The organism is Sphingobium sp. TomMM7A, from assembly GCF_055397305.1.
In genome coordinates, this window is sequence record NZ_AP027311.1 from 570135 (window position 1) to 583459 (window position 13325).

The following is a 13325-nucleotide window of genomic DNA, read 5'->3' on the forward strand; positions in this document are numbered from 1 at the left end:
CGGACCCCTTGCCTATTTTTGTCTTCGATTAGCGATTGCGTTCCGTATTGCGCGAACTGACGCCGCCAGCGTTCCATCCGCTCTGTTCGCGCCCTTCGCCAAAGAGAGCATTCTGCTCGCGTTCGGTTCGCCAAGCATGGTGCGCTTCATCGGCCGTCTTTTCCAGTGTCACCCTTTGTTCGTCCACCGACCTGATCCAGGACGAAGGTACGGAGTGGTGCACGCCGCTGGCATCCTGATCATTCTTGGTCAGGATGATGCGATCGCCACTTAACCGATCGACCGTACCCACATGAGCGCCGTCGCTTCCGACGACTTCCATATGTTCGCGGACCTGTTGCGCCGCCTGGCGCTGTTCGGTGCGCCGCGTGCGCCAGGTTCCGAACTCACTGTTGAAACGATCGCGATGCTCCCGCTGATATTCAGCATAGTCGCGGTCCAGCTCATTCATCCGCTGTTGTCGCCACGCATAATAGTTGGCGTCATGATGCTCGCCATAATCATGCGTGGGGCCGTAGGCGCGTACGCGATTGCCATGATCCTCGCTGCCATAGCCACTGCGTTCCCCCGTATAGGGCGCATAGCCGCGGTTCGGCAGATATTGGTTGCTGCGTGATGCCGAGGCGAACCCGATGCGGCTGCTTTCATCGCGCGGGTCGCCATAGGGGCGATTATAATATTCGTCATATTCGCGGCGGCGTTCTGCTTCCTCATCGCCGAACCAACTGCGGATTTCATCTCCGGCGCGATCGAAAAAGCCGCGCTCTTCCGGATCATACTGTTCTGGTGACCGCCGAGAATCCGGACCGCTGAACTGGCCGCGCGTGCCGTAGCGATAGCTACGATCATCGCGCCAGTCACGCTGTCCGCGATGGCGGTCGGATCCGCGATCCCAGTCGCTCCGAGCCCTGTCATCGTCGCCATAGCGACGTCCGCCTTGATAGCCCATCGTCCTTCTCCTTGGCTGCTGTTGCTACGGCATAAAAGCCGTTGCATCACCAATGAGCAGCAGGGCGCATCGTTCCGGATGTTACGTGCGGGTAACATCGCTCTTCCGCACCGTGCTGCCGATGTTGCTGCAAGGCCGAGCTTTTCCGAAAAAGCCCGTTGCAAGGGAATCTCCGCTCGCTTATAGGCAGCGCTCCTTTGGGGCCGTAGCTCAGCTGGGAGAGCGCGTCGTTCGCAATGACGAGGTCAGGGGTTCGATCCCCCTCGGCTCCACCACCCCTCCAGTGACGGGGTGATCCAGAAGGACTTTACCATTAGCATTATACGCGCCTATGGCGGCTCTCATGGCATCGACCAAAAGTGAAGGCCGGGTAGCGGCGACAGCTGTAATCGTTCGCGACATGCCCGATGGGCCGCCGCATATCCTGATGATGGAACGCGCTGGGAGCATGGCTTTTGCAGCGGGAGCGCTGGTGTTTCCGGGAGGCGCGGTTGATGAGGCGGATCGGGAATTGGCCCGCGCCGTGGACGCTTCCGGCAACGTGGAGGAGACCGCCGCTCGGCTGGCGGCGATCCGTGAAACGCTGGAGGAAAGCGGCCTTGGCATCGGTTTTGGGGTGCGGCCCGATCCGGCGCAATTGTTCGAAATGCGGCGCGCCCTGACGGGAGGCGCAGGTCTTTCGGCGATCATCGAAGCGCATGGGATCAGGCTCGCCCTCGATCAATTGGTGCCATTCAGCCGCTGGCATCCTGCGGATGCGGAAATGGCCGCGCGCATTTATGACACGCATTTCTATTTGGTGCAGGCGCCAGAAGGGCAGGTCGCAAGTGCGGATACGACCGAGAATGTCCGGTTGTTCTGGATGAGCGCGAGTGACACGATTGCTCTATGCGACGCGGGCGGGGGGCGCATCATTTTCCCGACCCGCCGCAATCTTGAGCGATTGGCCTTGTTCGACAGCTTCGCCGCGATGGCGGCCCACGCCGGGTGCTTTCCCGTCGAAAAGATCAGTCCCTGGCTGGAAGAGAGAGGCGGCGTGCGCCATCTCTGCATCCCCGATTATCTCGGCTATCCCGTGACGTCGGAACCGATGGAGCGTGTGCAGCGTGGTTAGGCCATGCGCTGTCTCAGCTGGCGCATTCCCGCTTATTTCAGCGATCTTCCAGCGCGACTAAATCGCCGCGTGTTTGGCGGGAGGCCATGCCGTTAGCGCCGTTATGGACTCGCGCCGCACACAGGCATAGATTCGGCGCTCTTCACGCATGGAGGTGGTCATGCCGCAGTTCGTGATAGAAAGAGAGATGCCCGGCGCGGGAAGGCTGCGGGGCGATGAGCTCAGGAACGCGTCACAAGGTTCGTGCAATGTGCTGCGCGAACTTGGACCCGAGATACAGTGGGTCCACAGCTATGTGACGGACGACAAGATCTATTGTCTCTACCGCGCGCCCAGCGAAGAGTTGATCCGGCAGCATGCCGAGCTTGCGGGGCTTCCCGCCAACAGCATCGCCAGAGTTCGGTCGACGATTGATCCCACGACCGCCGAGTAGTTATTGCCCGAAGCCAGCCTGCCGCGCGAGATCGACGGCCTCCCGCGCTGCCGCGAGGAGTGCGCCACTCTTCGCCTCGCATTCGCGCTGCTCATATTCCGGCGTGGAGTCGGCGACGATGCCCGCGCCTGCCTGGACGTGCATGATGCCATCCTTGAGCACGGCGGTGCGTAGCACGATGCAGCTGTCCATATTGCCGTCGGGTCCGAAATAGCCGACGCCACCTGCATAGGCGCCGCGCGTTTCCGGTTCCAGTTCCGCGATGATCTCGCAAGCGCGGACCTTGGGCGCACCCGAAACCGTGCCTGCCGGGAAGCCCGCGAAAAGGGCGTCCAGCGCATCCTTGTCCGGCGAAAGACGGCCGACGACATTCGACACGATGTGCATGACGTGGCTGTAAAATTCGACGCTATAGCTGTCGGTGACCGTCACCGATCCGGCGGTAGCGACCCGCCCCACATCATTGCGCCCGAGGTCGAGCAGCATCAGATGTTCTGCCCGTTCCTTGGGATCGGCGAGCAGACTTTCGCGATTGGCAGCATCTTCGACAGCATTTTTGCCGCGTGGCCGCGTTCCCGCGATCGGGCGGATGGTGACTTCACCATCCCGTGCACGAACCAAAATCTCGGGGCTGGAACCGATCAGGGCAAAGCCGGGCAGATCGAGATAATAAAGAAAAGGCGAAGGATTTATCCGTCGCAGCGCCCGGTAAAGCGAGATTGGCGGAAGGGTGAAGGGGCTGGTGAAACGCTGGGCGAGCACCACCTGAAATATGTCGCCAGCCACGATATAGTCTTTGGCCCGCTCGACCATGGCCTTGTAGCGACCCGGCTCCAGTGCGGGGGTCACATCGACATCGGTAATGTCCTGGGGAGCAGGCGCGTGGGGCAAGGGCGCCGCCAGACGCGCCGCCGTTGCATCGATCCGCTCCAGAGCCTGCGCGATCGCCGCGTCGGCATCGCTGAAGCTGCCCTTCCAGACCGGGGCGACAAGATACAGCGCGTCAGCCAGCCGATCGAAGACAAGGATGATGGTCGGCCGCACGAACAGCATGTCAGGCAGTTCAAGCGGATTGGGCGCTGGCCGGGGCAGCTTTTCGACAAGGCCGACCGTCTCATAACCGAAATAGCCCACGAGGCAGGCGAGGGCAGGGGGAAGGGCGGGGTCAAGATCAGCCCGGCATTCCGCCACAAGCGCGCGCAAGGCATCAAGCGCCCCCGCTGCTTCCGGAACAAATGCCTGTGGGTCAGTCGCCCAATGACGATTAATCTCCGCCGCCTGTCCCTGCGCGCGGAAGACAAGATCAGGCGCGAGGCCGATCAGGCTATAGCGGCCGCGAACCGCACCACCTTCGACCGATTCCAGCAGAAAATCGCCGCGATCGGCTACGAACAGCTTGAGCGCGGCGGAGATGGGCGTGTCCGTGTCCGCGATCTGGCGGCGCCACACCAGCGCCGAATTGCCAGCGGCCAGTGCGGCATGAGCAGCCGCTATCCCGTCATTGCCTGCGCTGCCCGCAACCATGTTACTGTGCGCCGCCATTGGTGCTGGCAAGCGCGCGCTGGACGCTGGCGACAGCTGACGGGTTCCGGGTCACGCCAAGCTGCTTTTCGACCGCCCGTTCGAACTGCTGCCCATATTCCTGACCGACGACATCGCCAAGCTGGCTGCGGACCTGATCAAGCAGGGCGGTCTGGCCACCCGCATCGCCATGTTTAATACCGTTCAGCTGCACGACGAAATAGCCGCGATCCTGACCGATCGGCATCGTCTTGACGCTGTTCGTTGCCATGGAGAAGAGGATCGCGACCTCTGCGGGGGGACGCTGACCTTCCCGCATGATATCGGCGCGGCGCCCGCCCACGGTCTGCGGCGCGCGCAGGCGGACGCCAGCCTGGGCCACGGCATCGGCAAGTTTCATGCCCTTGGCGACCTTCGCGCGGATCTGCTCGGCCACGGCCTTCGCCTTGGCGTTGCCCTGCGCCAGTTTATACTGGGCCAGTACCAGGGGCTTCACCTTTTCCAGCGGCGGCGGGGCGGCGGCGCGAATCTCGGCGGGCGCGGCGAGAGCGTAGCGCTGGTCGGGCGTGACGGGCACAAGTTGCGCGTCATCATCCTGACTCATCTGGAACACGGGAGCTAGGAGCGGACGGACATCAGTCGGAGCCTGATAGGCCTGATCCTCGACCTGTTTGCCGTTTGCGATCAGGAATGGCGTCGTTTCCAGCTTCAGGCCGTTGTCCTTCACCACTTCCTCAAAGCTGCCGCCATCGGCGATCTGATCTTCAACCTTTCCGGTGAATTCGCTCAGCAGGCGCTTTTGCTTTTGCGAGCGGAGCGTCGTTGCGATTTCGTCGCGCACGGCTGACAGCGGCCGCGCGGGAACGGTCTTAACGTTCGATACGCGCAGCAGAATCCATCCGAGTGGTCCCCGGATCGGGCCGACAAGCTCGCCTTGCTTGGCCGCAAAGCCCGCATTTGCGATCGCGGCGGACGTTGTGGTGGTCAGGCTTTCACGGCTTTGATCCACCAGTGCCGACGCTTCCAGCCCTGCGCCCTGCGCAGCGGCTGCGAGCGACTTGCCGCCCTTTACCTGCTCTGCGATCTTTTTCGCGGCGGCGTCGCTGGGCAGGATGAGCTGCTCGAAATTGCGGCTTTCCTTGGCGGCGTAGCTCGCTTTGTTCTGATTATAGGATGCGGCAATTTCGGCGTCAGTCGGCTGCGAGGCTTGCGCGAAGCGTTCGCCATCGATCACGGCGTAGCGAATGCGGCGCTGCTCTGGGATGGTGAAGCGCCCGGCATTCTGCTGATAATAGGTGGCGAGCTGTGCGTCCGTGGGGTCCTTAATGTCCGCAAAGGCTGCGGCGGGGACAGCGGCGATCGTCCCCTGGCGCGCCTCCAGCAGCAGCGAGGCATAGGGCAGGATGACGCTGTTCGGCAGCTTCACACCAAGGCCGAGCGGAGCGAGCATTTGCCGTTCGAGGATCTCGCGGGTGATGTCTTCGCGCAGGGCCTGTTCGGTGATGCGTTCGCGGAGCAGAAGCTGGCGGAAATTATCCTGGCTGAAATTGCCTGCCGCGTCCTGAAAGGCGGGGATTTGGGCGATCTGCGCATCGACGAGACGCTTGGAGATGTGGACGCCCTGATCCTTTGCATATTCTTTCAGCGTCATCGCGGCGACCAGCTGATCATAAATCTGGCCAGCGGCGCCTTGGGCGAGGAAATCGCCGATCTGAAGACCCGGGGTAGCGCGGCGGGCATTTTCGAAGACGCGCTGAACCCGTTCCTGGAACTGGGGCAGGGTCAGTCGGGTGCCGCCTGCTTTCGCGACAGTCTCGCCGCCGCCGCCGAGAGAGGTGCCAAACTTGCCGCTCATGACGTCGCCCATGATGAAGGCCGCCGCGATGACGCCTAGGAAAAGGAGCGCGAAGAGGGCGCCGAATTTCGAGTGGATGAAGCGGCGGAAGTTTGAAAGCATGAAGTAAGTCCAGAATAGAAAGACTTTTACGGGCGGCCCGCTTTAGGGGCGGATCGTCGCGGCGGCAAGTGCGGCTTGGCTGGACAAATGCCGTGCCTTTGTCCATCGGCCTGTCGGGGCTGGCTCGGCGCGGGTTGGCGGATAGACGAATGACTGAAGGGGTATGGATTGATGGGCAGGCGCAAGCTGGTGGTCGGCAACTGGAAGATGAACGGCCTCCGTTCACAGCTGCCCGAAGTCGAAGCGATCGGCGCCCTGGCGGCTGAGCGTCCGGTGGTCGAGGTGGGGCTGTGCCTGCCCGCGACGCTGATTGCGGCGGCCGATCAGGTGAAGGGCGGCGCCTTTGTCGGCGCGCAGGATTGCCACATGAACGATAGCGGCGCGCATACTGGCTGCCTGTCGGCGGCGATGCTGGCCGAAGCGGGTGCGAGCTGGACGATTGTTGGCCATAGCGAACGGCGGCAGGATCAGGGCGAAACGGACGCCGATGTCGCGGGTAAGGCGCTGGCGGCTAAGGCTGCGGGTCTGAAGGTTATCCTGTGCGTCGGCGAAAGCCTTGAGGTACGCGACGCTGGCGGGGCCGAAGGCATTGTGTCGGCGCAGTTGCTGGCCTCGCTGCCGGAAGGCGCGGCGGCGGACTGGCTGGCGATCGCTTATGAGCCGATCTGGGCGATCGGCACGGGCCGCATCCCGACGATGGAAGCGGTCGAAACCATGCATAAGGCGCTGCGGGCTGCGTTGGCTGGCCGGATCGGCGATGGCGAAGCGGGTGCCATGCGCATCCTCTATGGCGGGTCGATGAATGGCGAGAATGCGGCCGAGTTGATGGCGATCGAGGATGTCGATGGCGGTCTGGTAGGCGGAGCGAGCCTGACCGCGGCGAAATTCGGGCCGGTGATTGCGGCTGCGGGTTAGGAAGGGCCGCTAGGCGATTGGAGGTGGAGCTGGTGGGCCTGAAAGAAGAGGGCTTCGACAGGCTCAGCCCGAACGGGGAGAGGGTGGTCAGCAGGAGTAACTTTCAGCGGAGGCGTCTCCTGAGGTGATCTCCAGAGCCACACGATGCTCCAGCGCCGGTTGCCCCGGCGGCGCTTCAACGCTATGGGCTCCACAACGCACCCCATTCGGACAGATATTCTCGCATGTTCACCTTTATCCTCGTCGTGCAGGCCATTGTCGCGGCTCTGCTTGTCACCGTCATCCTGATGCAGAAGTCGGAAGGCGGCGGTCTGGGCGTGGGGGGTAGCCCGGCGGGGTTGATGTCTGCGCGGGGCGCGGCGGACTTTCTGACGCGGTCGACGACGGTGCTGGCCACCATCTTCGTGCTGCTGTCGGTCGTTCTGGCGGTGATCGCATCGGTGCAGCACGCGCCGAGCGATATCGATACCTCGCTGGTGAAGCAGGCTCCGGCGGCTCCGTCGGCCCCTGCGCCTGCCGGTAGTGCCGATCCGTTGGCCGGGGCAGCAGGCGCTGCGAGCAATGGCCAGGCGGCAAATGGCGCGGTTCCGCTCGCCAACTGATCTTTTCGATCACATTTTCGATCTTTTTTTGCTCGCGCGTGGATTCGCGCGCTTGCCCAACTTGTTTGTAAAAGGCTAAGCCTCCTCTCCCATGGCGCGGTATATTTTCATCACCGGCGGCGTGGTCTCCTCGCTTGGCAAGGGCCTTATGGCCGCATCGCTCGCAGCACTGCTGCAGGCGCGAGGTTTCCGTGTGCGTATCCGGAAGTTCGATCCCTATCTCAACGTCGATCCGGGCACGATGAGTCCGTATCAGCATGGCGAAGTCTATGTGACCGATGACGGGGCGGAAACCGACCTCGACCTTGGCCATTATGAGCGGTTTACGGGGGTTTCGGCGCGCCAATCGGACAACGTGACGCAGGGCCGCGTCTATCAGACGATCATCCAGCGCGAGCGGCGCGGCGATTATCTGGGCGCGACGGTGCAGGTGATCCCGCACGTCACGGATGAGATCAAGGCGTTCGCGATAGCCGAGTCAGACGATCTGGATTTCGTGCTGTGCGAAATCGGCGGGACGGTCGGCGACATCGAATCGCTGCCGTTCATGGAAGCAATCCGTCAGCTGCATAATGACCTTGGTCGCCGCCAGTCGATCTTCGTCCATGTGACGCTGGTCCCCTATATCGCGGCGGCGGGTGAGCTGAAGACAAAGCCGACGCAGCATAGCGTGCGCGAACTGACGTCGCTGGGCATCCAGCCCGATATTTTGCTGTGCCGATGCGAACATCCGCTGCCCGACAGCGAGCGGGCGAAGATCGCGCTGTTCTGCAACGTCCGCAAGGAAGCGGTGATCCCCGCGCTCGACGCCAGCAGCATCTATGCGGTGCCCGCGCAATATCATGCCGAAGGGCTGGACGAGGAAGTGCTGCGCGCTTTCGGCATCGACGACGCGCGCAAGCCGACGCTCGATCGCTGGATGGACATCATGGACCGCCAGCAGAACCCCGAAGGCGAAGTGACGATCGGCGTCGTCGGCAAATATGTCGGCCTGCCGGACGCCTACAAGTCGCTCTACGAGGCGCTGACCCATGGTGGTTTCGCCAATCGGGTGAAGGTGAAGATCAAGTGGATCGACGCCGAATTGTTCGAGAAGGGCGATGATGTCGCCGCCAGCCTTGAGCCCATGCACGGCATTCTGGTCCCCGGCGGCTTTGGCGTGCGCGGGTCGGAGGGCAAGATCGCGTCGGTTAAGTTCGCTCGTGAGCGCAACGTGCCCTTTTTCGGCATCTGCCTTGGCATGCAGATGGCCTGCATCGAAGGCGCGCGGAACACGGCTGGTATCGCCGAGGCGTCCACCACCGAATTTGGCGAGACGTCAGAGCCTGTCGTTGGCCTCATCACCGAATGGATGAGCAGCGAAGGCTTGCAGAAGCGCACGGCCGAAACCGACCTTGGCGGCACGATGCGGCTGGGCGCCTATCCCGCCAAGCTCACCGGCAACAGCGTGGTCGCGGGCATATATGGCACGAGCGAGATCAGCGAACGGCATCGCCATCGCTACGAAGTCAACGCGGGTTATCGCGAGGCGCTGGAGAAGGGCGGACTCATCTTCTCGGGTATGTCGCCGGACGGAACCTTGCCGGAGATTGTCGAGCGGCCGGACCATCCCTGGTTCGTCGGCGTGCAGTTCCATCCGGAGCTGAAGTCCAAGCCGTTTGATCCGCATCCGCTGTTTGCTAGCTTTATTGAGGCGGCGGTGAAGCAGAGCCGGTTGGTGTGATCGGCTCGAGCCTTTTCTAAGCAGATGGAATCATCTGCTGGCTCGGAAAATGCGGCAGAATAAAATCCTGGAGCATCTGGGCCGATGTAATCGGATCGGGATCTGCTCCAGGTCGAGGTCTGGCCGATATGGGCTACTGATTTTCTGACTTCGTCACTCCGGACCTTGATCCGGGGTCCCGCCTAGCTCCGCGGTTAGACAAGCGAGCAGCTATTTGCTCGTCAGCTCTTATAATGTCCTGGCCGAGGCCAAATCCGCATGGACGGCCTTTGGCAGATTGATCGCGAAGTCGAAGACGGACAGGTTGTTGATCAAGCCGGTCACCCGAAGCCGCTGCGCGGGCGCGATGATGCCGATCGTCCCGGCGGCGCCCAGCCAGCCGAACAAGCCTTTGAACCCGCCATGATCAGCAAGACAGCCGCCCGCGCCGAATCCGACCACACCAGGAATGCCGACATAGCCGCGCATGTTCACGCCCTGCGGCAGGAGGTTGGAGGTTCCAACCGTCACAGCGGTAGGCGGCAGGACCTCAGCTCTGCCCAAACGGCCTTCATTCGTCAGCATGGCCAGGAAACGGTCGTAATCATGGGCCGAGGAGATGAGGCCGCCCCCGCCCGAAGGAAATGCGGGCTTGTTCAGGAAGATGGAGGTCGGACCTGCATCGACCACGGCCAATTTGGCGCCTCTGCCCGTATAGCTTGTGACGAGACGCGCCTTCTTGTCTGCTAGCACATCGAAGAAGGTGCTGTTCATGCCAAGAGGTGCGAAGAACCGCTGCTCCAGAAACTGTTCAAAGGGCATGCCTGCCACCAGCTCGATGATGCGGCCCAGCAAATCCAGCCCGACCGAATAGCTCCAAGCTGTGCCGGGGTCTGAAAGAAGCGGAGCTGCCGCCAGCCGCTCGGCGAATTGCTTGAGGCTTGAGGGCGGCGCTTGCTCAAGCCGTTCAGCGTTGCTGAGCAGGTTCTGCGTCAGTCCCAGCTGTTGATATACCGCCTTGAGTGGCCCGCTCATCGAAGGCCCACCACCAAGGCCGGCAGTGTGGGTCAACAGGTGACGGATCGTCATGACAGAAGCGGCGGGGCGCGTTTCGAGGCTTTGGCCGGGGTTGGTCAGGACGCGCATATTCGCAAAGCCGGGGATGAAATCGGCAACAGGCTGATCGAGCTTCATCCGGCCCTCGGCGATCAGCAGCATCACCGCCATGCCGGTGATGGGTTTCGTCATCGAATAAACGCGGAACAGCGTGTGCTCATCCACCCGGCGCGGGTTGTCCAGGGCGATCGTTCCGCTGCTCACATAGGCTGGGCGATCAGTTGCGCGACCAATCGCCACGATTGCTCCGGGGGCGGCTGGTTCCCCGATCACGCCGTTCACCATGCCCCTAACCGTGGGGAAGCGTTCGGCAGCGGCGCGCGCGCGTACCGGCGCGGCACTCATAAGACCGAGGCAGGCTGCTCCCTTCAGCAGATCGCGCCGTAAGAATACCGAATGTGGCATGGCCGTCCTCCCCCTTATTGTCGCTTTCTCTACGGTGTAGATGGTATACAGGGGCGGTCAACGCTTCATCAAAATTCTCCCGCACGAATAATGTTGCAGCATTATATCTTCCCCCCTATATCGCCCTTGCTTCCTTACATCGTCAAACATGTCGGGGTCGCAGGTGGGAACGCTTGCGGCGGCGGGAGCGCACATATTCTGTTGGAGACTGCATGGCGGACATCGCCGAACTGACCGCGCTGATCGAACCGGAGGTGAAAGCCTTGGGGTTCGACCTTGTGCGCGTGAAGCTGTTCGGGTCTGGCGATGAATATACGTTGCAGATCATGGCGGAAAATCCCGCGACCAAGCAGCTCGTCATCGAGGATTGCGCGACCATCTCGCGCCGCCTGTCCGATGTGCTGGATGAGGCTGACCCGATCGAGGAAGCCTATCGGCTGGAGGTCAGCTCGCCGGGTATCGATCGGCCGCTGACCCGCCTCCATGACTTCATGGAATGGGCCGGGCATGAGGCGAAGATCGCCACCAGCGAAACGGTGGCGGGGCGCAAGAGCTTTCGCGGCATCCTGAAGGGTGTCGAGGGCGATGATGTCCAGTTCCAGGATAACAAGGCCGGGGATGTCTCCATCCCCTTCGCGCTGGTCGGCGATGCCAAGCTGATACTGACCGACGCGCTCATTTCTGCTAGCATGCCGCTCTCCTCCGATGGGGCGGACGAGTTCGAAACCGAAGAGTAAGGGTTCACGACCATGGCCAACGCCATTTCCGCCAATAAGGCCGAGCTGCTCGCGATCGCGAACAGCGTCGCCACCGAGAAGATGATCGACAAGGCGATCGTCATCGAGGCGATGGAAGACGCGATCCAGCGCGCCGCTCGCGCTCGCTATGGTGCGGAGAATGACATCCGCGCGAAGCTGGACCCCGACAGCGGCGACCTGCGCCTGTGGCGCGTCGTCGAGGTGGTCGAGGCCGTGGACGACTATTTCAAACAGGTGGACCTCAAGCAGGCGCAGAAGCTGAAGAAGGATGCCGTGATCGGCGACTTCATCGTCGATCCGCTGCCCCCGATCGACCTGGGCCGTATTGACGCCCAGTCCGCCAAGCAGGTGATCTTCCAGAAGGTCCGCGACGCTGAGCGTGAGCGTCAGCATGAGGAATTCAAGGACCGCGTCGGTGAAATCATCACCGGCGTCGTGAAGTCGGTCGAATTCGGCCATGTCGTGGTGAACCTTGGCCGCGCCGAGGGCGTGATCCGCCGCGACCAGCAGATCCCGCGCGAAGTCGTCCGCGTCGGCGACCGCATCCGCTCGGTGATCCTGAACGTGCGCCGCGAAAATCGCGGGCCGCAGATTTTCCTCAGCCGCGCGCATCCCGAGTTCATGAAGAAGCTGTTCGCGCAGGAAGTGCCCGAAATCTACGACGGCGTCATCACCATCATGGCAGCCGCCCGCGATCCGGGCTCGCGCGCCAAGATCGGCGTTATCAGCCGCGATTCGAGCATCGACCCCGTCGGCGCCTGCGTCGGCATGAAGGGCAGCCGCGTGCAGGCCGTCGTGCAGGAAATGCAGGGCGAGAAGATCGACATCATCCCCTGGTCGGAAGATACGGCGACCTTCGTCGTCAACGCGCTCCAGCCCGCGCAGGTCGCTCGCGTCGTTATCGACGAGGAAGAAGAGCGTATCGAAGTCGTCGTTCCCGACGATCAGTTGTCGCTCGCCATCGGCCGTCGCGGGCAGAATGTCCGTCTCGCCTCGCAGCTGACGGGCAAGGCCATCGACATCATGACCGAGGCCGACGCGTCCGAAAAGCGCCAGAAGGAATTCGTCTCCCGCTCCGAACTGTTCCAGAACGAGCTGGACGTGGACGAGACGCTGTCGCAGCTGCTGGTGGCCGAAGGCTTTGGCGAGCTGGAAGAAGTCGCCTATGTCGGCGTCGAGGAACTGGCGGCGATCGAGGGCTTCGACGAGGATCTGGCCGCCGAGCTGCAAAGCCGTGCGCAGGAAGCGCTGGACCGCCGCGAAGCCGCTGCCCGCGAGGAGCGTCAGGCGCTCGGCGTCGAGGATGCGTTGGCAGAGATGCCACACCTCACTGAAGCCATGCTGGTGACGCTGGGCAAGGCGGGCATCAAGACGTTGGATGATCTGGCCGATCTAGCGACGGACGAACTGGTCGCGAAGAAGCGCGTCGATCAGCGCCGCCGCCGCAGTGAGACGTCCGAGGATAAGGGCGGGATTCTCGCCGAATATGGCCTTAGTGAAGAGCAGGGCAATGAGATCATCATGGCCGCCCGCGCACACTGGTTCGAAGGCGAGGAAGCTTAAGCGCCCCATGCCTTTCGTCGATATCCGTCTGGCCGGAAACGCCACCCGTGAACAGAAGGCAGCGATCGTTGCCGACGTCACCCAGTCGCTCGTTGAGCGGCTGGGGAAGTCGGCCGCTGCCGTGCAGGTGGTGATTTCCGAAATCTCGACGGAGAATTATGGGTCGGGCGGGCAGCTGATCGCTGACCGCGCGCCTGCCTCCAGCCCTGGGGAGGACGCCAATGCCGCGGTCACTTCCCGATGAGAGGCTGACGCCGTCATATAGCGCTGTCTTATCCTCGCTCTTCCCT

Annotated in this window: 12 protein-coding genes and 1 tRNA gene; 9 read left to right on the plus strand and 4 right to left on the minus strand. The window is 62.4% G+C overall.

Going from position 1 to position 13325, the window contains the following annotated elements:
• Positions 1 to 28: 28 nt before the first annotated feature.
• A complete protein-coding gene (locus tag ACZ5ZH_RS02995; protein WP_464772136.1) occupies positions 29 to 949 on the minus strand; it encodes a DUF2171 domain-containing protein in 921 nt (306 codons plus the stop codon).
• 199 nt (positions 950 to 1148) lie between these two features.
• Between ACZ5ZH_RS02995 and ACZ5ZH_RS03000 the strand changes: the two genes are divergently transcribed.
• The 3 genes from ACZ5ZH_RS03000 to ACZ5ZH_RS03010 all read left to right on the plus strand — a co-directional run bounded on the left by ACZ5ZH_RS03000 (position 1149) and on the right by ACZ5ZH_RS03010 (position 2496).
• Positions 1149 to 1224: transfer RNA gene (locus tag ACZ5ZH_RS03000), tRNA-Ala, on the plus strand.
• A 68-nt stretch (positions 1225 to 1292) separates the two neighbouring features.
• Positions 1293 to 2063, plus strand: coding sequence for an NUDIX hydrolase (locus tag ACZ5ZH_RS03005; protein WP_464772137.1), 771 nt, complete (start codon positions 1293 to 1295; stop codon positions 2061 to 2063).
• Between the two features lie 160 nt (positions 2064 to 2223).
• The gene (locus tag ACZ5ZH_RS03010; protein ID WP_196224035.1) at positions 2224 to 2496 is read left to right on the plus strand and encodes a DUF4242 domain-containing protein; all 273 of its coding nucleotides are present in this window, start codon (positions 2224 to 2226) and stop codon (positions 2494 to 2496) included.
• On the opposite strand, the gene trpE is transcribed toward ACZ5ZH_RS03010, so the two are convergent.
• Together trpE and ACZ5ZH_RS03020 are read right to left on the minus strand one after the other, a co-directional pair.
• Positions 2497 to 4020: an anthranilate synthase component I gene (trpE, locus tag ACZ5ZH_RS03015; RefSeq protein ID WP_464775207.1), complete on the minus strand. Its 1524-nt coding sequence runs from the start codon at positions 4018 to 4020 to the stop codon at positions 2497 to 2499.
• Position 4021: 1 nt separating this feature from the next.
• Positions 4022 to 5974: a peptidylprolyl isomerase gene (locus ACZ5ZH_RS03020; RefSeq protein WP_464772139.1), complete on the minus strand. Its 1953-nt coding sequence runs from the start codon at positions 5972 to 5974 to the stop codon at positions 4022 to 4024.
• A 171-nt stretch (positions 5975 to 6145) separates the two neighbouring features.
• Between ACZ5ZH_RS03020 and tpiA the strand changes: the two genes are divergently transcribed.
• The 3 genes from tpiA (at position 6146) to ACZ5ZH_RS03035 (ending at position 9214) form a co-directional block, all read left to right on the plus strand.
• Complete coding sequence (tpiA, locus tag ACZ5ZH_RS03025; protein WP_464772140.1) at positions 6146 to 6889, plus strand: triose-phosphate isomerase; 744 nt, start codon at positions 6146 to 6148, stop codon at positions 6887 to 6889.
• A gap of 224 nt (positions 6890 to 7113) precedes the next feature.
• The gene (gene secG, locus ACZ5ZH_RS03030) at positions 7114 to 7491 is read left to right on the plus strand and encodes a preprotein translocase subunit SecG (RefSeq protein ID WP_449471833.1); all 378 of its coding nucleotides are present in this window, start codon (positions 7114 to 7116) and stop codon (positions 7489 to 7491) included.
• Between the two features lie 91 nt (positions 7492 to 7582).
• Positions 7583 to 9214, plus strand: a complete 1632-nt coding sequence (locus ACZ5ZH_RS03035; RefSeq protein WP_464772141.1) for a CTP synthase — start codon at positions 7583 to 7585, stop codon at positions 9212 to 9214.
• Between the two features lie 228 nt (positions 9215 to 9442).
• Here the strand turns inward: ACZ5ZH_RS03035 and ACZ5ZH_RS03040 are convergent, their stop codons facing one another.
• Positions 9443 to 10714 (minus strand): serine hydrolase domain-containing protein, encoded by a 1272-nt coding sequence (locus ACZ5ZH_RS03040; RefSeq protein WP_464772142.1) that lies wholly within the window; start codon positions 10712 to 10714, stop codon positions 9443 to 9445.
• A 212-nt stretch (positions 10715 to 10926) separates the two neighbouring features.
• Here ACZ5ZH_RS03040 and rimP point away from each other — a divergent pair, with 212 nt between their 5' ends.
• From rimP to ACZ5ZH_RS03055, 3 genes are read left to right on the plus strand one after another with little or no spacing between them, the layout of a single operon-like run.
• Positions 10927 to 11451, plus strand: a complete 525-nt coding sequence (gene rimP / locus ACZ5ZH_RS03045; RefSeq protein ID WP_464772143.1) for a ribosome maturation protein RimP — start codon at positions 10927 to 10929, stop codon at positions 11449 to 11451.
• Between the two features lie 12 nt (positions 11452 to 11463).
• Positions 11464 to 13035, plus strand: coding sequence for a transcription termination factor NusA (gene nusA, locus ACZ5ZH_RS03050; RefSeq protein WP_449471839.1), 1572 nt, complete (start codon positions 11464 to 11466; stop codon positions 13033 to 13035).
• A 7-nt stretch (positions 13036 to 13042) separates the two neighbouring features.
• The gene (locus ACZ5ZH_RS03055; protein WP_449471841.1) at positions 13043 to 13279 is read left to right on the plus strand and encodes a tautomerase family protein; all 237 of its coding nucleotides are present in this window, start codon (positions 13043 to 13045) and stop codon (positions 13277 to 13279) included.
• The last annotated feature ends 46 nt before the right edge of the window (positions 13280 to 13325 follow it).